At 62.9% G+C, this 20,618-nt stretch carries 19 protein-coding genes and 1 riboswitch; of the genes, 9 read left to right on the forward strand and 10 right to left on the reverse strand.

Going from position 1 to position 20,618, the window contains the following annotated elements:
- Positions 1–25: 25 nt before the first annotated feature.
- The gene (locus tag AC1DWF_RS13105) at positions 26–1,549 is read left to right on the forward strand and encodes a hypothetical protein (protein WP_476788172.1); all 1,524 of its coding nucleotides are present in this window, start codon (positions 26–28) and stop codon (positions 1,547–1,549) included.
- A 49-nt stretch (positions 1,550–1,598) separates the two neighbouring features.
- On the opposite strand, the gene AC1DWF_RS13110 is transcribed toward AC1DWF_RS13105, so the two are convergent.
- The 4 genes from AC1DWF_RS13110 to AC1DWF_RS13125 form a co-directional block, all read right to left on the reverse strand.
- Positions 1,599–1,898: a CcdB family protein gene (locus AC1DWF_RS13110; protein ID WP_476783061.1), complete on the reverse strand. Its 300-nt coding sequence runs from the start codon at positions 1,896–1,898 to the stop codon at positions 1,599–1,601.
- Entirely contained in the window at positions 1,898–2,140 is a 243-nt protein-coding gene (locus AC1DWF_RS13115; RefSeq protein ID WP_476804259.1) for a type II toxin-antitoxin system CcdA family antitoxin, read from the reverse strand. The genes AC1DWF_RS13110 and AC1DWF_RS13115 overlap by 1 nt, the downstream gene beginning before the upstream one ends.
- A gap of 62 nt (positions 2,141–2,202) precedes the next feature.
- Positions 2,203–4,017 (reverse strand): ABC-F family ATP-binding cassette domain-containing protein, encoded by a 1,815-nt coding sequence (locus AC1DWF_RS13120; RefSeq protein WP_476788171.1) that lies wholly within the window; start codon positions 4,015–4,017, stop codon positions 2,203–2,205.
- Between the two features lie 2 nt (positions 4,018–4,019).
- Positions 4,020–4,664, reverse strand: a complete 645-nt coding sequence (locus tag AC1DWF_RS13125) for a thiamine diphosphokinase (RefSeq protein WP_476783064.1) — start codon at positions 4,662–4,664, stop codon at positions 4,020–4,022.
- Positions 4,665–4,768: 104 nt separating this feature from the next.
- Positions 4,769–4,889: riboswitch (TPP riboswitch) on the forward strand.
- A 46-nt stretch (positions 4,890–4,935) separates the two neighbouring features.
- Between AC1DWF_RS13125 and thiB the strand changes: the two genes are divergently transcribed.
- The 4 genes from thiB to AC1DWF_RS13145 all read left to right on the forward strand — a co-directional run bounded on the left by thiB (position 4,936) and on the right by AC1DWF_RS13145 (position 10,186).
- Positions 4,936–5,940: a thiamine ABC transporter substrate binding subunit gene (thiB, locus tag AC1DWF_RS13130; RefSeq protein WP_476783065.1), complete on the forward strand. Its 1,005-nt coding sequence runs from the start codon at positions 4,936–4,938 to the stop codon at positions 5,938–5,940.
- Positions 5,941–6,177: 237 nt separating this feature from the next.
- Positions 6,178–7,794, forward strand: a complete 1,617-nt coding sequence (gene thiP / locus AC1DWF_RS13135) for a thiamine/thiamine pyrophosphate ABC transporter permease (protein WP_476788170.1) — start codon at positions 6,178–6,180, stop codon at positions 7,792–7,794.
- The gene (gene thiQ / locus AC1DWF_RS13140) at positions 7,791–8,516 is read left to right on the forward strand and encodes a thiamine ABC transporter ATP-binding protein (RefSeq protein ID WP_476788169.1); all 726 of its coding nucleotides are present in this window, start codon (positions 7,791–7,793) and stop codon (positions 8,514–8,516) included. The genes thiP and thiQ overlap by 4 nt, the downstream gene beginning before the upstream one ends.
- 263 nt (positions 8,517–8,779) lie before the next feature.
- Positions 8,780–10,186 (forward strand): M48 family metalloprotease, encoded by a 1,407-nt coding sequence (locus tag AC1DWF_RS13145; protein WP_476841740.1) that lies wholly within the window; start codon positions 8,780–8,782, stop codon positions 10,184–10,186.
- 5 nt (positions 10,187–10,191) lie between these two features.
- Here the strand turns inward: AC1DWF_RS13145 and AC1DWF_RS13150 are convergent, their stop codons facing one another.
- Complete coding sequence (locus AC1DWF_RS13150; RefSeq protein WP_476841741.1) at positions 10,192–11,061, reverse strand: RNA polymerase factor sigma-32; 870 nt, start codon at positions 11,059–11,061, stop codon at positions 10,192–10,194.
- Between the two features lie 243 nt (positions 11,062–11,304).
- On the opposite strand from AC1DWF_RS13150, the gene AC1DWF_RS13155 reads away from it, so the two are divergent.
- The 3 genes from AC1DWF_RS13155 to AC1DWF_RS13165 all read left to right on the forward strand — a co-directional run bounded on the left by AC1DWF_RS13155 (position 11,305) and on the right by AC1DWF_RS13165 (position 13,653).
- The gene (locus tag AC1DWF_RS13155) at positions 11,305–12,078 is read left to right on the forward strand and encodes an amino acid ABC transporter substrate-binding protein (RefSeq protein ID WP_476782410.1); all 774 of its coding nucleotides are present in this window, start codon (positions 11,305–11,307) and stop codon (positions 12,076–12,078) included.
- A 130-nt stretch (positions 12,079–12,208) separates the two neighbouring features.
- On the forward strand, positions 12,209–12,889 hold the full coding sequence (locus AC1DWF_RS13160) for an amino acid ABC transporter permease (protein ID WP_476782411.1): 681 nt from the start codon (positions 12,209–12,211) through the stop codon (positions 12,887–12,889).
- Positions 12,886–13,653, forward strand: coding sequence for an amino acid ABC transporter ATP-binding protein (locus AC1DWF_RS13165; protein WP_476782412.1), 768 nt, complete (start codon positions 12,886–12,888; stop codon positions 13,651–13,653). The genes AC1DWF_RS13160 and AC1DWF_RS13165 overlap by 4 nt, the downstream gene beginning before the upstream one ends.
- Before the next feature lie 225 nt (positions 13,654–13,878).
- Here AC1DWF_RS13165 and AC1DWF_RS13170 read toward each other — a convergent pair whose 3' ends face one another.
- From AC1DWF_RS13170 to AC1DWF_RS13185, 4 genes are all read right to left on the reverse strand, one after another.
- A complete protein-coding gene (locus tag AC1DWF_RS13170; protein WP_476782413.1) occupies positions 13,879–14,463 on the reverse strand; it encodes a CarD family transcriptional regulator in 585 nt (194 codons plus the stop codon).
- Between the two features lie 356 nt (positions 14,464–14,819).
- Positions 14,820–15,158 (reverse strand): ferredoxin FdxA, encoded by a 339-nt coding sequence (gene fdxA, locus AC1DWF_RS13175; RefSeq protein ID WP_476841742.1) that lies wholly within the window; start codon positions 15,156–15,158, stop codon positions 14,820–14,822.
- A 148-nt stretch (positions 15,159–15,306) separates the two neighbouring features.
- A complete protein-coding gene (locus AC1DWF_RS13180; RefSeq protein ID WP_476782415.1) occupies positions 15,307–15,690 on the reverse strand; it encodes an RNA-binding S4 domain-containing protein in 384 nt (127 codons plus the stop codon).
- A 5-nt stretch (positions 15,691–15,695) separates the two neighbouring features.
- Positions 15,696–18,950 (reverse strand): helicase-related protein, encoded by a 3,255-nt coding sequence (locus tag AC1DWF_RS13185; protein ID WP_476841743.1) that lies wholly within the window; start codon positions 18,948–18,950, stop codon positions 15,696–15,698.
- 737 nt (positions 18,951–19,687) lie between these two features.
- Between AC1DWF_RS13185 and aqpZ the strand changes: the two genes are divergently transcribed.
- Positions 19,688–20,377: an aquaporin Z gene (aqpZ, locus tag AC1DWF_RS13190; RefSeq protein WP_476841744.1), complete on the forward strand. Its 690-nt coding sequence runs from the start codon at positions 19,688–19,690 to the stop codon at positions 20,375–20,377.
- A 66-nt stretch (positions 20,378–20,443) separates the two neighbouring features.
- On the opposite strand, the gene AC1DWF_RS13195 is transcribed toward aqpZ, so the two are convergent.
- On the reverse strand, positions 20,444–20,618 hold a 175-nt coding region (locus AC1DWF_RS13195), incomplete at its 5' end, for an SDR family oxidoreductase (protein WP_476841745.1).

Genomic DNA, 20,618 nt, shown 5'->3' on the forward strand with positions numbered 1-20,618 from the left:
GAAGAAGAGATAGGTCGACGAGAGAATGGCAGACTTCGTAGCGGTTCTGAAGAAGACGCTGGATGGCATGGGCGACACCACGCCGGCGATGCGCGCGCGGGTTTACGACAAGGCCCGCAGCACCATCGCGGCCAAGCTCGCCGCCCTCAATCCGCAGCCGCCCGCAGCTGTCGCCGAACGCCAGACGAAATCGCTCGAGGACGCCATCGCGACCGTCGAAGCGGAATTCAGCGCAAAGCCGGTGGAAGACGATCCGCTGGCAGAGCTCGAAAACGTCTTTACGTCGATCGCTCGCAACAAGGACCAGCCGACCTATAGCCGTCCGCTGCCCGAGCCGGAAGTTCGCCGCCCGGTGACCCCGGCAGCGCCGCCGCCTGCCGCCGCCCCTATTCCGGGCCCCTCTGCCCCGGCATACGTACCGCAAGCGCGTGAGCCGCTGCCTGACTTTTCGGCAACAAGCCATGATCAGGACGAGGACGTAGCGGTAGCTGGCGACGACGACCGTGCGGCAGAAACTGCCAGCGATGACGTCGATCCGTTCCAGAACACCCGGCAGCGCCCGCGCAAGCGCATCAGCGGCGGCCTCATCGCCGCTGCCCTTGCGGTTGCGGTTGTCGGTGCCGGTGGCTATGGCCTGTGGGCGAACCGCGCCGCCTTTTCGGGTTCCAGCGCCGACAAGCCTGCCGAGACCGCACCGCCGGCAAGTGAAGCAGCAACGCCGCCGCCCGCCAATGGCGGCCAGGCAGCCCAGGCGCCGGCCAATGGCGAGCCGGGCAAGTTCACCCAGCGCATGACGGCCGATGGCAAGGAAGTCGATCCGGGTCCGGCAAGCGGCACCAACGGTGTCGGCGAAGGCACCTCCGTCGCCGCCCTTACCCAGCCGCCCCCCGCGACACCGCCGGCCACGCCCGAGCCCGCACCAGCAACGACCCCAGCAGCACCTGCCGGGGGTGGCGCGGCGACGACGACACCGCCTGCTGCAAACGCACAGGTGGCCGTCGGCCAGAAGGCGATCTTCTACGAAGAGCGCACCAATGTAGCGCAAGGCTCGGCTGAATCCGGCTCCGTGGTCTGGACAGTGGTGCAGGAATCGCCAGGCGGCGACCTGCCGCCGGAACCGGCGATCCGTGCCGAGGCGACCATTCCCGGCAAGGACATCCAGCTGCGCATGACGATCCGCCGCAACGCCGACAAGACGCTGCCGGCGAGCCATATCCTCGAGATGATCTTCCTGACGCCTGACGGCTTCGAGGGCGGCGGCATCGAAAACATCCTGCGGGTGGCGATGAAGAGCTCCGAGCAGGACGCCGGCAATTCGCTGCTTGGCATTCCGGCCAAGATCGCCGACGGTTTCTTCCTCGTCGCGCTCAACGACAACAAGCCCGAGGTTGACGCCAACCTGAATCTTTTGCGCCGCCAGGGCTGGATCGACGTTCCGGTGGTCTACAAATCCGGCCGCCGCGCGCTGTTCACCCTGGAAAAGGGTATTCCGGGCGACAGGGTGTTCGAAGAAGCGATGAAGGCCTGGCAGGCCAAGGCTGCGGGATAAGTCTCTCGCATCACACCAATGATCTGGCTGACGCGGACGAACGTCCGCGTCAGAAGCCTTGGAACAGCATGTCCAGGGCGTCGGTGATCTTGTCGTGACTGGCGAGCAGATTGGATCTCACCTCGCCAAGCCGCGCGACCGGTACGGTCGCAATCAGGTGGGTGAACATCACATAGTGTTTGCCGTCGATCACGAAGACCGGGTTGAGCCTGCGTACAAGGTTCAGTTTTTCGGTCTTGGGCAAAAGCGGCACTACGACCCGTGTCCTGAACCCGTCCAGCAAATCGGCTTGGACATCAAGTAGATAGCCGACGCCAGTCGGGCTCATAAAAATGTCGAACCGCGCCATCAGAACTGCCGGAACTCTTCCAGCGGTAGCCCGTGTTCCTCGACATATTTGTTCAGGCTTTCAATAGCGTCGCGATTCTCGATCTTCCAGCGCCGCGTCTTCTCGTCAGCCACAGCTCTCGCGATGCTTTCTTCGGCGAGGCGCGAGATGTTGATGTCAAGGCTCTTTGCATCTGCGACGAGCTGCGCATCGAGTGAAAGATTCGTAGGCTTTCGAACCACAGGATTAGCCAAGCGGGACATTGTCGCCCTCCATATCTATGCGCACAATATATGCGCATAGATATGGATATGCAACTGCTTGCCTACCCCTCGAGTTCTTCGCGCAGCATCTCCAGCTCGAACCATTCTTCTTCAAGCGCAGTCAGCGTCTCGCGTTCCTTGTCGAGGGCAGCGATGGTCTTCTGGAAGCCATGCGGGTCGCGCTCGTAGAAGGCCGGATCGGCGATCTGGTTTTCCAGCCGCGAGATCGAAGCTGTCACCGCTTCCATCTTCTTGGGCAGGTTTTCGAGCGCGAATTTCTGCTTGAACGACAGCTTCTTCGATGCTGCCTTCGGCGCTTCGGGCTCGCCGCGGCCACCTGACGCCTGGCCGTTGGCGGCTTTGCGCGATTTCCGGTCCTCAAGCTTGGTGCCGCCGCGCTGGGCCAGCATGTCGGCATAACCACCGGCATATTCGATCCAGCGGCCTTCGACGTCGGGCGCGATGATGCTGGTCACCGTACGGTCGAGGAAGTCGCGATCGTGGCTGACGAGGATGACGGTACCGGCAAAACCGGCGACCAGTTCCTGCAGCAATTCCAGCGTCTCCATGTCGAGATCGTTGGTCGGTTCGTCGAGCACCAGCAGATTGGCCGGGCGTGCCAGAACACGCGCCAGGATCAGCCGGGCGCGTTCGCCGCCCGAGAGCTCGCGCACCGGCGTGCGCGCCTGCTCCGGCTTGAACAGGAAGTCCTTCATGTAGGAGACGACGTGGCGCTGCTCGCCATTGATGACAAGGTTTTCGCCGCGCCCGTCGGTCAGGTAGCTCGACAGTGTCTCGTGCGGATCGACAGCCTCGCGCTTTTGGTCGAGGGTGGCGATCTCAAGATTAACGCCGAGCCGGATCGTGCCGGCGTCGGGCTCAAGCTCGCCGGTCAGCATCTTGAGCAGCGTCGTCTTGCCGGCGCCATTCGGCCCAACCAGGCCGACACGGTCGCCGCGCTGGATGCGGGTGGAAAAGTCCTTGACCACAACGAGGTCGCCGAAAGCCTTGTCGATGTTCTTGGCCTCGATGATCAGCTTGCCGGATTCGGCCGCCTCACTCGCCACCATCGTCGCCACGCCTTCGGCACCGCGATGGCCCCGGAAGCTCTGGCGCATCGTCTGCAGCTCACCGAGCCGGCGCATGTTTCGCTTGCGCCGCGCCGTCACGCCATAGCGCAGCCAGTGCTCTTCGCGCACGATCTGGCGGCCGAGCTTGTGTTGGTCGCGCTCTTCCTCCTCGAGAATCTGGTCGCGCCATTCCTCGAAATGGGCAAAGCCACGGTCGAGCCGGCGCGTCTGGCCGCGATCGAGCCAAACCGTGTTGCGGCTGACGCGCTCGAGAAAACGCCTGTCGTGCGAAATGACGATCAGCGCTGATGAGGTGCGGATCAGTTCTTCCTCCAGCCACTCGATAACGGCAAGGTCGAGATGGTTGGTCGGCTCGTCGAGCAGCATGATGTCGGGCTCGGGCGCCATGACGCGGGCAAGGGCGGCACGCCGCGCCTCGCCGCCCGACAGGTCGGCCGGAGACTCTTCGCCGGTGAGGCCAAGATGGTCGAGCAGATAGGTGGCGCGGTGCGGGTCATCTGCGGGTCCGAGACCAGCCTCGACATAGGCGCGCACCGAAGCGAAGCCATCCATGTCGGGCATCTGCGGCAGGTAGCGGATCGTCGCCGACGGCTGGCGGAACACCACGCCATCCTGCGGTTCGACCAGCCCGGCAGCGATCTTGAGCAGCGTCGACTTGCCCGACCCGTTGCGCCCGACCAAAGCGATCTTGTCGCCCGAAGCCGCCGACAGCGATGCGCCATCAAGCAGCGGCGTGCCACCGAAAGTCAGACGGATGCCGTCAAGATTGAGAAGCGGTGGCGCCATGTTCAGAATTCCAAGGCAGGAAAGGGATGGGCGAGAAGCAGCGCGCGGCCGCTACCGAGCGAAACACGCAAGGTGCCCCGCACTTCGTTGGAGAGTGTCAGCGATGAGCCGAACGGCACGTCGACGCCGTTGAGCGGCCATTTGGCGCCCTCTTCGGACAGGCCAGACAGTTCGGAAAAAGCAAGTACGGAAAACAACGTGCCGTCGTCATAGTCGAAGCTCATCGTGCCCGGCAAAAGCGGATGCGCCTCCTGGCGCCCGCTGGTCAGGATCACCTCGGTGCCAGCCTCGGCAAGCCGCAGCGCCAGAGCGAGGTGGAGAAAGGCATGGTCGGCGCGCGGGCCGCCGAAGGCACCGACGAGCACCAGCGAGGTCGCGCCGCGCTGGAGTGCCGCCGCGATAGCGAGTTCGCCGTCGGTCTTGTCCTTTTCCTCAGGAAACGTCTCGCGCGGCAGGTCGGCAAAGCGCGGATCGACGTCAGCCGGCACGGAATCGAAATCGCCGAGCCACAGCTCCGGCATCAGTTCCAGGGTGGTGGCGTGGCGAATGCCGGCATCGGCCGCGATAACACGGCTGCCCGCGACCTGACGGTCGACGAGCGGCGTGCGCAAAAGCTCGCCGCCAAGGAGTATGGTGAACCGGGTCATGGCAGCGCATTACCAGTCCGGCGGCCGAAACGGAAGGCCGCGACGTTGGTTCGTGGCCGGCAAACTACCGCTTGCGTGGCCTGCGGCACGGCCCTATTTGTTGAACCGCTCTAACGGGGTGCCTGACGTGTTCACACGCGTCGGCTGAGAGGCATGGGGAAATCCAGCCAACCCGCTGAACCTGATCCGGTTTGTACCGGCGGAGGGATTAGATGCTTCGGACGCCCGGCGCTTCAAATTCCCTTTCAACACCAATAAAGGAGGCGCGCCGATGCGCACGATCTTGCTGTCCTTGACCTCGGCCCTGGCGCTTGCCGCCGCAGCCTTTCCGGCCGCCGCCGAAGGCAAACTTACCGTCTACACCTATGAAAGCTTCACTTCGGAGTGGGGTCCCGGCCCGCAGGTCAAGAAGGCCTTCGAGGCCGAATGCGGCTGCGAAGTAGACTTCGTTTCGGTTGCTGATGGTGTGGCCCTGCTCAATCGTGTGAAACTCGAAGGCGCCTCGACCAAGGCCGACATCGTGCTCGGCCTCGACACCAACCTGACCGCCGAGGCCAAGGCGACCGGCCTGTTTACCCCGCATGGCGCTGCCGGCGAAGACGTCAAGGTTCCCGGCGACTGGAAGGACGACACTTTCGTGCCTTACGACTACGGCTACTTCGCCGTGGTCTACGACACCGAAAAGCTGAAGAACCCACCCAAGAGCCTGAAGGAACTGGTCGAGGGCGACCCCGAGCAGAAGATCGCGATCCAGGACCCGCGCACCTCAACGCCGGGCCTCGGCCTGCTGCTGTGGGTCAAGTCGGTCTATGGCGACAAGGCGCCGGAAGCCTGGGCCAAGCTCAAGGGTCGCGTTCTGACCGTGACGCCGAGCTGGAGCGAGGCCTACGGCCTGTTCACCAAGGGCGAGGCGCCGATGGTGCTGTCCTACACCACCTCGCCGGCCTACCACATGGTCGCGGACAAGTCTGAGCGCTACCAGGCGGCATCCTTCGAGGAAGGCCACTATCTCCAGATCGAAGTTGCCGGCATCACCACGACAGGCGCCAAGAATCCGCTGGCGGAAAAGTTCATGGCCTTCATGACGAGCCCGGGTTTCCAGGACGTGGTGCCCGAGACCAACTGGATGCTGCCTGCCGGCAAGACCGACAAGCCGCTCGACCCGGCCTTCGACAGGCTGGTGAAGCCGGCCAAGACGCTGCTGTTCAGCGCCGACGAGGTTGCTGCCAACCGCAAGGCCTGGGTTGATGAGTGGCTCAGCGTGATGAGCAAGTAAGTTCTATCGACCTGCGATGGCTGTGCTTGAACACCCCCCTCTGGCCTGCCGGCCATCTCCCCCTCAAGGGGGGAGATTGGCTGCGGCACTGCCTTCGCCAACGTTAGATGTTGTCGAAAGTAGAGGGGCGTTGAAGCTGCTGATCTCCCCCCTTGAGGGGGAGATGGCCGGCAGGCCAGAGGGGGGCGGGGCGGAGCGCAACCTTCCGCAGTTTGCCATCCGTCCGACCGGCTCAGCATGTCCATGAGCCGTCGCGACCACCGCATCACCGCTGGCATCGCAGCGCTCGCCGCCATCGGCGTGCTGATCGGCGGGGCGTTTGCCGGCCTTGGCATCGAAGCCCTGCGCAACCCTGAAGGTGCGGCCGCCGCCTTCGACGGTTATCTTTTCCGTGTCGCCCGCTTCACGCTGTGGCAGGCGCTGCTGTCGACGCTGCTATCGGTCGCTCCCGCGATCCTCGTAGCGCGCGCCTTGTCGCGGCACCCGCAATTTCCCGGCCGTGGGCTGATCCTGCGCCTGTTTGCCGTGCCGCTGGCACTGCCGGCCATCGTCGCAGCGCTTGGCATCCTGTCGCTCTATGGCCGCGCCGGCTATTTCGCCGAACCGCTCGTGGCGCTGACCGGCGGAACATGGCCCGGCATCTACGGCCTGTCGGGCATCCTCGTTGCCCATGTCTTCTTCAACCTGCCGCTGGCGACACGGCTGATCCTGGAAGCGCTGCAAACGGTGCCGACCGACCAGTGGCGGCTGGCGAGCCAGCTCGGCATGGGCTCGCGCGCAAGCTTCCGCCTCATCGAATGGCCGGCAATACGCGCGTCCCTGCCCGGCATCGCCGGGCTGGTGTTCATGCTGTGCATCACGTCTTTCACCATCGTGCTCACGCTCGGGGGCGGACCAGCTGCAACGACGCTGGAAGTGGCGATCTACCAGGCGCTGCGCTTCGACTTCGACCCCGCCCGCGCTGTCGCGCTCACCTTGCTGCAAATCGCGCTCACTGCCGTTGTGGTCTTCGCCTTGATGCGGCTAGGCGCCAACACGACCGGCGACGCCAACCTTCCGGTGGCACGTCGTAGCTACATCCAGGCAAAGGCAGGCGAGAAGGCGCTCAACGTCGCGGTGATCCTCATTGCCCTCCTCTTCGTTGGCGGGCCGATGCTGGCGACCGTCGCCTCCGGGCTCAAAGCCGACCTTGGCCGCCTCGCCGGCGAGGCATCGGTGCAGCGCGCGACGCTGACCAGTATCGTGCTGGCCACGCTGTCGGCAACGCTTGCCGCAGCACTTGCCCTGTCGCTGGTGATGGCACGCCGGGCAGTGGCCGGCAGCAGACGGGGTGACAAAAAATCGCTGCTCGAACGCTTCACCGATACAGGTGCTGGTTTCGTGCTGGTGGTGCCGCCGATCGTCATCGGCGCTGGCTGGTTCGTGCTGGTGCGGCAGACGGTCGACGTGTTTGCACTGGCGCCATTCATGGTCGTCACCGTCAATGCGGTCATGGCGATGCCGTTTGCCGTCCGCGCAGTCCGCCCTGCATACGATGCCGCGAGCGAACGCCACGAAAGGCTGTGCGCCCAGCTCGGCATATCAGGCTGGAGCAGGTTGCGGCTGATCGACTGGCCGGTGCTACGTCGCCCGCTGGCAACCGCCTTCGCTTTTGCCATGGCGCTGTCGCTCGGCGATCTCGGCGTGATTGCCCTGTTCGGCAGCGACGCGGTGCAGACCTTGCCTTATCTTCTGCTCGCCCGCATGGGCAGCTACCGCACCGACGATGCGGCTGGGCTGGCGCTGATGCTTGGGTTGTTGTGCCTTGCCTTGATGATGCTCGCCGACCGCCTCGGCAGGGAGACTTCGAAATGACCTCGACACGTGCGGCGGTGCGCCTCGACCAGGTGGTGTTCAGCTACAGCGACACCATGGTGCGCTTTGACGTCGACTTCGCGCCCGGCGAGATCACCGCGATCATGGGGCCGAGCGGTGCCGGCAAATCGACACTGCTCAATCTCGTTGCCGGCTTCGAGACGCCGCGTGAAGGCCGCGTTCTGATCGGCGGTGCGGATCTGACCTCGGCGCCCCCAGCCGAGCGGCCGGTGTCGATGGTGTTTCAGGAAAACAATCTGTTCGCCCATCTCGACGTTGCCAAGAATGTTGGTCTGGGGCGTTCGCCGGCGCTGCGGCTGAGCGCCACTGACAGGCAGGATATCGTGACAGCGCTCGCGCGCGTCGGCCTTGCCGGCATGGAAAACCGCCTGCCGCGTGAGCTGTCTGGCGGCGAACGCCAACGTGTCGCGCTCGCACGCGTCCTGGTGCGCGATCGCCCGATTCTCCTGCTGGATGAACCCTTTGCCTCGCTTGGACCAGCGTTGCGTGACGACATGCTCGACCTTGTGGCAAGCGTCCAATCAGAACGCAGCATGACCGTGCTTTTCGTGACACACCAGCCCGAAGATGCGCGAAAACTCGCCGAAAACATGGTTTTCGTCGAGTCCGGGACGGTTTCCGCAACAGGAAAGACTGCAGATTTCTTTACCAATTCTGGACCTGAGGCGTTCCGACACTATATCGGCAGTGAACGGCGATGACACGATCACGCCGAGTTGCCCGGAAGCGGACATAATTTACAGCCAAATCGCCATATTGGCGGTAATGGCCTTATTGTGTTGGCAAGCTGAGTCTGGCTACGTCCTGGGACGCGGGCCGGTATCTGCTTCGCCTGCCGCCGAAGGAATTTGAAAGGACGCGAGCTCTGCCCATCTGCCGCGACGGACTGATCGAGACGAAAACGCCCCGCTACACGCGACTAGCCATCGCTGTGGCGCTGTCGGCGTTCGTCTCCGGTTGCCAGATGCTCAACACCTCCGACATTCGTGAATCCGGGTTCCAGCCGTCCAACAATCCGGTGACGGTCGACAACGTCACCCGCAACGACAAGCTCGCCGAGATCGCCAAGGCCCAGCATCCGCGCATCCTGGCGACCTATGGCGGCGAGTATTCCGATCCCAAGCTGGAGCGCATGGTCGCCAAGGTCGTCGGCTCCCTGACGACGGTTTCCAGCAACCCGAACCAGACCTACCGCATCACCATCCTCAATTCGCCCAACGTCAACGCCTTCGCCCTGCCCGGCGGCTATCTCTACGTAACGCGCGGGCTACTGGCACTGGCCAATGATTCGGCCGAACTGGCGGCGGTCATCGCGCATGAGATGGGCCACGTCACCGCCAATCACGGCATCCAGCGCCAGCAGAAGGAAGCCGAGGAAGTGCTGGCGACCAAGGTCGTCACCGACGTGCTCGGCGAAAGCCCGACGGCCAAGGCAGCGCTGATCCGCGGCAAGCTGCGGCTCGCGCAGTTCTCGCGCAACCAGGAACTGGAAGCCGACGGCATCGGCATCAAGATGAGCGGCCAGGCCGGCTACGACCCATTTGCCGCCGGCCGCTTCCTGCAGTCGATGGCCGCCTACGCCGACCTGCGCGCGGTCAGCGGCGCCACCGATGCCAGCCTCGACTTCCTGGCAAGCCATCCCAACGCGCCGCAGCGCATCGACCTCGCCCAGCGCCACGCCCGCCAGTTCGGGGCGCCGGGCATCGGCACCCGCGACCGCGATTCTTTCCTGGCGGGAATAGATGGGCTGTTGTTTGGCGACACACCTGATGAAGGTTATGTGCGGGGCACGACCTTCCTGCATCCGAAGCTCGGCATCTCGTTTTCGGTGCCGCAGGGGTTCATAATCGATAACACCGCAGCCGCCGTCACCGCGACAGGCCCCGATAACACCGCCATCCGTTTCGACGGTGTGACCATCGACGCCAAGCTGTCACTGTCCGACTATATCAAGAGCGGCTGGGTGGCGGGGCTCGACCCGGCAAGCGTGCGCGCCGAAAACATCAACGGCAATGAAGCAGCATTCGCGCGCGCCAGCGCCGAGGGCTGGAAGTTCGACATCGTGGTGATCCGCAACGGCGCGCAGGTCTACCGCCTGCTGACGGCAGCGCCGACCGCAAGCACCACGCTCGAAACGGTCGCCCGTTCGGTCAGCTCCAGCTTCCACGTGATGACCGCTGCGGAAAAGGCAGCGCTTAAGCCGCTGCGCATCCGCKTCGTCACCGTCCAGCCGGGGCAGACGATGGGGTCGCTCGCCGCCAGCATGATCGGCGTCGACCGCAAGCTCGATCTGTTCAGGGTGCTGAATGCTATGGCGCCGGGCGCCACGGTGTCGGCTGGCGACAAGGTCAAGATCGTCACCGATCGATAGCGGGTTCAGGCCGGCAGGAACGCCGAGTTCTGCCGGACCAGGGCCGATTTCAATTTCTCCATCGCGCGGGTCTCGATCTGGCGTACCCGCTCCTTGGAGATGCCAAGCGAGGTGCCGAGCTGTTCGAGCGTAGCACCTTCTTCCGTCAGCCGGCGCTCCTCGATGATCTGCAGCTCGCGGGCGTTGAGAACGCCAAGCGCGTCATGCAGCCAGCCAGAACGCCGCTCAATGTCGATCGCTTCGCCGACGAGTTCGTCGGGCAAGGGGTCGTCCGACACCAGCAAGTCCATCCGCTCGCCGGAATCGCCGTCATCGTTGAGCGGTGCGTTGAGCGAGCTATCGGGCACGGACAGGCGCATGTCCATCATCGCGACATCGGCTTCCGATACGCCAAGCGCTACCGAGATTTCCTGATAGGCAGACGTATTGCCGAGCGGGCCGCCACCCTGGGCAAGGCGGGCGCGCATGCGGCGCAGGTTGAAGAACAGGGACTTTTGGGCCGAACTGGTGCCGCCCCTGACGATCGACCAGTTGCGCAGGATATAGTCCTGCATCGATGCCCGGATCCACCAGGTGGCATAGGTCGAAAAGCGCACTTCGCGCTGAGGATCGAAACGCGCGGCCGCCTCCAACAAGCCGACATGCCCTTCCTGGATGAGGTCGCCCATTGGGAGGCCATAACGCCTGAACTTGACCGCCATGGCGATGACCAGGCGCATATGGGCAGTGGTGATGCGGTTGAGTGCGTCCTGGTCGTGCTGTTCTTTCCAGCGGATCGCCAGTTCGAGTTCTTCCCCGCGCTCCAGATAAGGTGCACGCGATGCCGCCCTCAGCATCATCTGCTCGCCGGYCAAACCCGCCCGGTCCATATACATGCTTCGCCCCTTGTCTCGTGAGCAGCCGGGCGGCGCTTAGCGGCGCTGCCCCGCACGGCTATCAACGCGGAATTCTGGCGAATGTTCCCGGGGCTCAGGCCGGGGCCCTTCCGATAGATTCAAATTCTATGATTGCCATATACTTGAAATTTATTTCCTTATCTTCAACGCCCGCTTCTGCGAGATTGCATCCAATCACAACGCACCCGGCCTTTGGCCGGCTCAAATTCGGGATCATGTAAAATGAACTGGTTGAAATCGCTGGCCGTTGCCGCAACGCTCCAGATCGCCGCCGTAGGTGCTGGCCATGCCGGTGAAAACCTCAATGAGATCAAGGCCGCCGGCGTGTTCAAGATCGGCACCGAAGGCACCTATGCGCCCTTCACCTATCACGACGCCTCGGGCACGCTGGTCGGCTTCGACGTCGAGATCGGCCGCGAGATCGCCAAGCGCCTCGGCGTCAAGGCCGAGTTCCTCGAAGGCAAGTGGGACGGCCTGATCGCCGGCATCGACGCCAAGCGCTACGACGCTGTGATCAACCAGGTCGGCATCACCGAGGCCCGCAAGGCAAAGTACGACTTCTCCGAGCCCTACATCGCTTCGAAAGCTGTGCTGATCGTCAGCGGCAAGAACGCGGACATCAAGGGTTTCGCCGATCTCAAGGGCAAGAAGTCGGCCCAGTCGCTGACCAGCAATTTCGGCAAGATCGCCGAGGCCAATGGCGCTACACTGGTCGGCACCGACGGCTTCGACCAGTCGATCCAGCTGGTGCTCAACGGCCGTGCCGACGCGACCATCAATGACTCCCTGTCGTTCTTCGACTTCAAGAAGCACAAGCCCGATGCTGACGTGAAGATCGTCGCCGAAGAGGCCAAGGCCGATTTCTCCGGCGTGATCGTGCGCAAGGGTGAGCCCGAGCTCGTCGAGGCGATCAACAAGGCGCTGGCCGAGATCAAGACCGACGGCACCTACAAGAAGATTTCCGAGGCCTATTTCGGCACGGATGTCTCGCAGTAGCCGACGCTGATCGGACGGCGACAACCCGCCTGAAAGGCGTTCATTTTTCCACCTCTCATTTTTCCCATGAACTTGCCCGGAAAATCTGCGATTTTCCGGGCTCGTTTGTTATGGGGAGGGAGCATTCATCTTGCCACATTGGCTGCAATTGATGCTGGAGTCGCTCGGACCCCTGTTGTGGGCAGCACTCGTCTTCACAGCACCCCTGACACTTCTCTCCTTCGCATTCGGCCTGACTGTCGGGCTGGGTGCAGCACTTGCGCGCCTGTTTGGCCCGTGGTGGCTGTCGGCGATCGTGCGCTTCTACGTCTGGATCATCCGCGGCACGCCGCTTCTGGTGCAGCTGTTTTTAATCTTCTACGGCCTTCCGAGCGTCGGCATTGTGCTCGACGCCTTCCCGGCCGCCCTGATCGGCTTCACTCTCAATGTCGGCGCTTATTCCTCGGAAATCATCCGCGCCGCCATAAGCTCGGTTGCCAAGGGGCAATGGGAAGCAGCCTATTCGATCGGCATGACCTGGTCGCAGGCGATGCGCCGGACGATTCTGCCGCAAGCGGCACGCGTGGCGGTACCGCCGCTGTCCAACACCTTCATCTCGCTGGTCAAGGACACGTCGCTTGCCGCCGCCATCACTGTGCCGGAAATGTTTCAGGAAGCCCAGCGCATCGTCGCCACGACCTATGAGCCGCTGATTCTGTATGTCGAGGCCGCCATACTCTATCTGGCGATGAGCTCGGTGCTGTCGTCGCTGCAGGTCAGGCTTGAAAAGCGCCTCAACCGCTATGGTGGCTTCCTGGAGGCGCGGACATGATTGGCCTGTCCCACATCGTCAAACGCTTCGGTGACAATGAGGTCCTGAAGGACGTTTCGGTCGACATCAGAGAAGGCAGCGTGACTGCCCTTGTCGGCCCTTCGGGCGGCGGCAAGAGCACGCTTTTGCGTTGCATCAACCTGCTGGAGATCCCGACATCGGGTACCGTGCGCATCGGCGACGACACGCTTGAGTTCCGCCCTGATATCAAGGTCTCGACCAAGGCGATCCAGCAGCTTCGCCGCCAGACCGGCATGGTGTTCCAGAACTTCCAGCTGTTCCCCCATCGCACGGCGATCGAAAACGTCATGGAAGGCCTGGTGACCGTACTGAAATGGCCGGAAGCCAAGGCGCGGGAACGCGCGCTGGCTCTGCTCGAAAAGGTCGGCATGGCCCACAAGGTCGATGCGTGGCCGGCGACGCTGTCAGGCGGCCAGCAGCAGCGCGTGGCAATCGCACGTGCGCTGGCGCCGCAACCGAAGGTGCTTTTGTGCGACGAGCCGACGTCGGCGCTTGACCCCGAACTCGCCCAGGAGGTGGTCGATGTGCTCGGCCAGCTCGCGCGGGAAGGCACGACCATGGTGATTGCCACGCACGATCTGCGCCTGGCGTCCAAGATYGCTCATGAGGTGGTTTTCCTCGAGGCGGGCATGGTCGTGGAAAAAGGTCCGGCGAGCGAGGTCTTCGGAAACCCGACCCATCAGCGCACCAAGCGCTTCATCGCGACCATCACGCATCAACATGGCGAAGGAGGCGAGGGGTAGGCCGTCGCCGCATCTCTTTCACCTGCACGCACAAAGCGGAGAGATAGATCTACCGTCTCGTCCAGGACCAAGGATTGGTGAGGCTCGTGTCTTCTTTGTTCTGGACCCTGGCCACGGTTGCCATGCCGTCATGGGGCAACTGCGGTGACGACCCAAGCGTGCCAGTCTCCAAACAAAAAACCCGGCCATTGGCCGGGTTTTTCGTAATATCAGCGGATAGCCAAATCAGGCAGCGACTTCCTGCTCTGCATCGGCTTCTTCGTTGTCGGCCTTGGCGCCGCGCTTCGGACCCTTGTTGAGGTTGGTCTCGATAAGACGGACAGCCTCGGTTTCCGACAGACGGTTGACGGCTGCGAGTTCGCGCGCCATGCGGTCGAGCGCTGCTTCATAAAGCTGGCGCTCGGAATAGGACTGCTCCGGCTGATTGTCGGCGCGGTAGAGGTCGCGCACAACTTCAGCAATCGAGATCAGGTCGCCGGAATTGATCTTCGCATCATATTCCTGCGCGCGGCGCGACCACATGGTGCGCTTGACGCGGGCGCGGCCCTGCACGACCTTCAAGGCACGCTCGACATAGTCGGTCTCGGAGAGCTTGCGCATGCCGATGGTGGTCGCCTTGGCGACAGGCACCTTGAGGCGCATCTTGTCTTTCTGGAAATCGATCACGAAAAGCTCGAGCTTGTGTCCCGCCACTTCCTGCTCGTCGATGGAAACGATCTGGCCGACGCCATGCGCCGGGTAGACGATATACTCGCCGGTTTTGAAACCGTGACGTGCTGCGGATTTCTTCTGCGGGATGGAAGTTGCCATACGCCCTGAACTCCTTCTTGTAACACCGGCCCGCCGAGGCCGGCTGAACGAGGATGTCACTCACGTGACCTTGTGCCGCACGACAATCGACCCCCAACCGGAGAGCTTGGACCGGTAAACCGCTAAAGCAGCGGCCTCCGGGTCCAGATTACTCTGGTCCGAATTGGGGTTGTCACCTTTCAGTGATTAAGGCTTCGCGCCATAGATCGACGTTGTGTCATCGGCATGTTGGCGTAGCTCTAACACAAAAAGTCGGAAGAATCAAGATTTTGGTGGATACGCGAAGATCTGCCGCGTCAAGAGTCGGCGGTGGCGCTCAATCCAACGATCTACCGCCTTTTAGGCCGGCAAAGGTCTCAGTTGCCTTCGCCAGGCTCCGGCGAAAAGTACTTCTCGAACTTGCCTTCGATGCCGTCAAACTCCTTGGCGTCGGCAGGCGGCTCTTTCTTGGCCGTGATGTTGGGCCATTTTTCGGCATATTCGGTGTTGATCTGCAGCCATTTGTCGAGGCTCGGCTCGGTGTCGGGCTTGATCGCSTCGGCYGGGCATTCCGGYTCGCASACGCCGCAGTCGATGCACTCGTCSGGATGAATGACGAGCATATTTTCGCCTTCATAGAAGCAGTCGACCGGACAAACCTCGATGCAATCCATGTATTTGCATTTGATGCAGTTGTCGGTGACGACATAGGTCATGGCAGGCTCCGGGACTTCCCGTATTTTTGTATCTTTGTCGGTGAGGTAGCCCCTTTGAAGACCCGTTGCAAGGGCGGCCATTGCGCGCAGAAGGCAGTTGGCGGAACGTATTTCTCAACTTGAGCGCTGGAGCTCTGGAGCCATTGCGTCACTCATTGCGCAGACGGTCGGTGGCGCGCCGTTCCTTCTTTGTCGGACGGCCGCTTCCAGCCTCGCGCAGTGGCGGCCTGGCGTCGGGCGGTGCCTGGTCCTTGGGCGTGGGAACAGGCGATATATCCTCGTAGAGCTTGCGCGCTTCTTCGGCCGGCCCGCGCCGCTCGCCCAGCAGCAGCACCTTGTAGATCAGGATGCGGCGGTCGAGCGTGATGGTCAGGACATCGCCTGTCTTGATGATGTCGGAGGCCTGGCCAAGCTTCTGGCCGTTGCTCCTGACCCCGCCTGACTGGGCAAGCTTGGCGCCAAGCGAGCGCGACTTGACCGCGCGCGAGAAGAACAGCCACTTGTCGATGCGCTGTCTTCCCTCGCCGGCCAAGGCGTTTACTTCTTGAGCTGGTCGCGCAGCGCGGCGAGCTTGGCGAAGGGCGAATCGGGATCGATGCGCACCGGACGCTCTTCGCGCGGCTTTGGCTGGAAGGCAGGCTTGCCCTTGAAGCCGCCGCGATCACCGCCATGCTTTTCGCCCTGCGGACGCTCGCCACGGCCACGGTTTTCGGGACGACCGCCCTCGCCCTGCGGCTTGCCACCGGGCTTGCGATCAAAGCGCGGACGGCCGTTTTCACGACCGCCTTCGCCACCTTCGCGGCTGCGATTGGCTTCGCCCTGACGAGCGGCGGGAGCGCCTGCGGCACGCGGCTCGCGCTGGCCGCCGCGCGGACGGTTGTCCTGACGATGACGCGGGCGCTGTTCGAAGCGGCCCTGGCGCCACAGCAAGATGGGCTTGGGCTCTTCCGCAGCCTCGGAAGCTTCTGCTGCTGCAGCTTCCACCGGAGCTGCTTCGGCAGCGGGAGCTTCAGCGACAACCGTTGCCACTTCCGGCTCGGACGCAGTTTCAGGCTCGGCCTCGACGACCGCTGCGACTTCAGCCGCAGCTTCGCCAATAGCCTCGACCTGCTCGGCAACCGCCTCTGGTGCCTGCTCGGCCGGTTCAATCTCGGACGCCTGTTCGGCGTTGTCGGCAGCAGCCTGCTCAGGGGTTTCGGCCGTCTCGACGGAGGGTTCGGCGGAGACCTCTTCGCTGCTGGCAGCGGCTGCGGCCGCCTTTGCAGCAAGTGCCCGAGCTACGGCTTCGCGGGCAACCGTGTCGATCGTTTCGAGCTTTTCCTTGACCTCGATGGCCGGCTTCGGCTCGGCGCGATAGCCAAGGCCCTTGAGGATCTCTTCCATGTCGTCGCCTGTGGCGCCGAGGATCGACATCATCTGTGGCGTGACAATGAAAGAGCTGCCGTCATAAGCGCCATCCGGACGCGCGCCGGTGCCTTGCTTCCAGGCAAGCGCGGGACGGATGAGGTCGGCAAGACGCTCCAGAATGTCGACACGCACCGCGCGACGACCGAGATTGCGGAAGCCGGCGAGCTTGTAGAAGGTCTTGTCGAAGGTCGGATCGATAACGACCGAGGTGCGGCCAGCGGCGAGCGCGTGCACGACATCGCCAAAGCCCGGCTTGTCCTTGCCGTCATTCTTCAGCGCCCACAGCAGCGTGACCAGGCCCGACGGAGCAGGCTTGATCAGCGCCGGCACGAAGACAWGATAGGCGCCGAAGCGCACGCCGAGCCGGCGCAGTGCCGCGCGACCTTCCTGGTCGAGCGACTTCACCTCCTCAGTGATGTCGCGGCGATTGATCAGGCCGAAATTCTCCACCAGCTGGAAAGCGATGCCACGACCGATGCCGGAAAGCTGTTCGGCGGCCTTGAGATCGACGAGCGGCTTGAGCAGCGACTCAACCTGGAAATTGACAAAGCGTTCGGCGCGCGCGGCAACCTTGTCGCGGGCTGGGCCCGTCAGCTGCTCGTCGGCGAGCAGGATAACACGCGGCTTGAGCGCGTCTTCGCCTTCGACCAGCGTGCCGATCGGCGCGCCGATCCAGCGCAGCACGCCGTCGGAGCCAAGCGCGATGTCGCCATTGGGCGCCGCCGAAAAACGCTCGGCGCGCGAATCGAATTCGGTGGCGAGCGCCTTTTGGGCTGCCGTTCGCACTGCCTTGGCGTCTTCTCCGCCCGCGCTCTGGTCGGCGGTGAAACGGAACCCTTGCAGTTCACCGACATGGTGGCCCTCGACGAGGACGGTTCCGGACGGGCTGATTTCGGCTTCAAGCATGGTGTTTTCTCTAAGGCGGCGCATGAGGACGGAAGTCCTGCGGTCTACAAAGCGTTTCGTCAACCGCTCATGCAGCGCATCCGACAATCTGTCTTCGATGTCGCGCGTTTTTTCTTGCCAGTGTGCCTGATCGGCAAGCCAGCCAGGGCGATTTGAGACAAAAGTCCAAGTTCTGATCTGTGCGATCCGGTGTGAAAGCGTGTCAATGTCGCCTTCGGTGGAATCGGCGCGGCGCACCTGCTCAGCCATGTAATTCTCGTCAACGTGACCGCGCCGGGCGAGATCATCATACATCGACGCGATAAGGTCGGCGTGCTGGGCGGGAGCTATCCGGCGATAATCCGGCAGCGCGCAAGCTTCCCACAACAGGGCAACGCGCTCGCGGTTGGTGGCAAGCGAGCGGATGTTTTCGTCGCGGGAAAGATGTTCGAGCGCCTGGGCATCGACCGCCGGCAGGGCACGCGTCAGGCCCTCGACGGGCGCCACCGTGTCGAGCGAGCGCTTGAGCGCATCGAGGCTGGAGAACTCGAAGGAAGCGGTACGCCACTGCAGCACCTTCACCGGCTCGAAATCGTGCCCCTCGATCTTTTCGATCAGTTCTTCGTCGAACGGGTCGACCTGGCCGGTGACGCCGAAGGTACCATCGCGCAGATGGCGGCCGGCGCGACCGGCGATCTGGCCAAGCTCGGCTGCGGTCAGCTGGCGATACTGGTAGCCGTCGAACTTGCGGTTCTGGGCGAAGGCGACATGGTCGACATCGAGATTGAGGCCCATGCCGATGGCATCTGTGGCGATCAGATAGTCGACGTCGCCCGACTGGTAGAGCTCGACCTGGGCATTGCGGGTGCGCGGGCTGAGCGCCCCGAGCACCACCGCAGCGCCGCCCTGCTGGCGCCTTATCAGCTCGGCGATGCCGTAAACCTCGTCGGCCGAAAAAGCGACGATGGCCGAACGGCGCGGCAGACGCGTCAGCTTCTTTGAGCCGGCATAAGCGAGATACGACAGGCGCGGTCGCGTAACCACCGAAACGCCCTTCAACAGGCGCTGCAGGATGCCGTGCATGGTGGCAGCGCCGAGCAGCAGCGTCTCTTGCTTGCCGCGCAAATGCAGGATGCGGTCGGTGAAGATATGGCCGCGCTCGAGATCGCCGGCAAGCTGAACCTCGTCGATGGCGACAAAGGCGGCGTCGGTCTGGCGCGGCATCGCCTCGACGGTGCAGACTGAATATTTCGCGCCCGCCGGCAGGATCTTCTCCTCGCCGGTGACCAGCGCCACCTTGTGGGCGCCGACCTTTTCGCAAACCCGGCCATAGACCTCACGCGCAAGCAGTCTGAGCGGCAGGCCGATGATGCCACTTTCGTGCGCCACCATGCGCTCGATGGCGAGATGGGTCTTGCSGGTATTGGTCGGACCCAGAACCGCGGTGACATCGCGGCCTGACAGGATCAGGGGGTCGTTCTGCTTGGAGTGGACATTCATTCTCAGGAACCGCCCTCGGCGCCGGGCCAAACCGGCGTTGCGCCGCCTGTCGCGACGACAGGACACATAGGGATTTGCGCGGCGAAGCGAAAGCGGAATGTTCCAGATTTAAGTGTTGGAACGAGTCTAGAACGAATCAGCGACGAATCACTGACTCCGCCTGATTCAGGTTTTGTTCACCCCAACATGTAGATTTCGAGCTGGCAACGCGCACCACATGCAGACTCTCTAAAGTGGCCCGCTTCATGCGTTAGCGCGCTGCTGTTAACCTTTGCCGGCCCGGCAGCGGAACGCCTCGACTGCCTCAGTGCAAAATAATGATTTTGTTGATGTTTCCTATCGGCAGGTTAACCAGATGGGTGGCTCCAGCGGACAATTAGTTAAGATTTGAACCAAATGCGGAACGAACAGGCTACGAATCACTGATAGGATAAGTTTCCTGCTTTGTTCACCGCTAGATGTTGTGCCCAAGCCCTGTTCTCCACCGATTATCCACTGGCCATGCACAGGGCTATGCACTGCGTCGCCGCCGGCGCATTAACCTTTGCGTGCCATCCCGGCACAGCGGCAGCTCAGCCAAAATATCTGTGATTGCATTCCCCTGAGGCAACCACACCCATTGCGCGCGAGATCGAGCCATGCCTCCATCCTGACGTTGAGTCTGCGCGGCGGGGGTTGCCTAGGCGGGGCCCTCGGAAAATGCGGCGCACCACGCGCTCGATATTGGAGGGAATATCATGACCAAACGTCTATTCGCCGAGTTTCTCGGCACATTCTGGCTCGTCTTCGGCGGCTGCGGCAGTGCCGTGCTTGCAGCCGCATTTCCCGAACTCGGCATCGGCTTTGCCGGGGTTGCCTTGGCGTTCGGCCTCACGGTCCTGACCATGGCTTATGCGGTGGGCGGCATTTCCGGTGGTCACTTCAACCCGGCGGTCTCGGTCGGCCTGATGGTGGCCGGGCGCTTTGAAGCAAAGAACCTGATGCCATATGTCATCGCCCAGCTGGTCGGTGCGATCCTCGCATCGACGCTACTTTACCTCATCGTCAGCGGCAAGGCTGACTTTGCCGGCATCGGCGGCTTCGCAAGCAATGGCTACGGCGATGCTTCGCCGGGCAAGTTCGCCCTGACTTCAGCACTGATCATCGAGATCGTACTTACCTTCCTGTTCCTGATGATCATCCTGGGCTCGACCCATGGCCGCGTGCCGGCAGGTTTTGCGCCCCTGGCCATCGGCCTCGCCCTGACGCTGATCCATCTGATCTCGATCCCGGTGACCAATACCTCGGTCAATCCGGCCCGCTCGACCGGCCCGGCGCTGTTTGTCGGCGGTGTCGCCTTACAGCAGCTGTGGCTGTTCTGGGTGGCCCCGATCATCGGTGCGGCACTCGCCRGCATCGTTCACAAGACCATGTTTGAAAAAGCCTGAGATTGCCGACGGCAGACGCGAAAACGGCGCCWTGCGGCGCCGTTTCTTTGGCCAGCAGCTTGCAGCTTATCCGGCGAAATACTGCCCGCCATTGGCGGTCAGCGTGGCACCAGTGATAAAGCCTGACTCTTCGGATGCCAAAAACACCACGCAGCGCGCGATCTCCTCCGGCTCACCGAGGCGGCCGATGGGGATCTGGGCGATGATCGCCTCGCGCACCTTTTCCGGCACGGCCATGACC

It is taken from the genome of Aminobacter sp. P4_D5, assembly GCF_056401815.1.

What these genes read in the sequence shown, in the direction of transcription:
- AC1DWF_RS13170 (WP_476782413.1), bottom strand. Translation starts at nt 14,463, where the DNA reads ATGGCAACTTCCATCCCGCAGAAGAAATCCGCAGCACGTCACGGTTTC.
- thiQ (WP_476788169.1), top strand. Translation starts at nt 7,791, where the DNA reads ATGACCTCGACACGTGCGGCGGTGCGCCTCGACCAGGTGGTGTTCAGC.
- thiP (WP_476788170.1), top strand. Translation starts at nt 6,178, where the DNA reads ATGTCCATGAGCCGTCGCGACCACCGCATCACCGCTGGCATCGCAGCG.
- AC1DWF_RS13155 (WP_476782410.1), top strand. Translation starts at nt 11,305, where the DNA reads ATGAACTGGTTGAAATCGCTGGCCGTTGCCGCAACGCTCCAGATCGCC.
- AC1DWF_RS13105 (WP_476788172.1), top strand. Translation starts at nt 26, where the DNA reads ATGGCAGACTTCGTAGCGGTTCTGAAGAAGACGCTGGATGGCATGGGC.
- AC1DWF_RS13125 (WP_476783064.1), bottom strand. Translation starts at nt 4,664, where the DNA reads ATGACCCGGTTCACCATACTCCTTGGCGGCGAGCTTTTGCGCACGCCG.
- thiB (WP_476783065.1), top strand. Translation starts at nt 4,936, where the DNA reads ATGCGCACGATCTTGCTGTCCTTGACCTCGGCCCTGGCGCTTGCCGCC.
- AC1DWF_RS13120 (WP_476788171.1), bottom strand. Translation starts at nt 4,017, where the DNA reads ATGGCGCCACCGCTTCTCAATCTTGACGGCATCCGTCTGACTTTCGGT.
- AC1DWF_RS13110 (WP_476783061.1), bottom strand. Translation starts at nt 1,898, where the DNA reads ATGGCGCGGTTCGACATTTTTATGAGCCCGACTGGCGTCGGCTATCTA.
- AC1DWF_RS13115 (WP_476804259.1), bottom strand. Translation starts at nt 2,140, where the DNA reads ATGTCCCGCTTGGCTAATCCTGTGGTTCGAAAGCCTACGAATCTTTCA.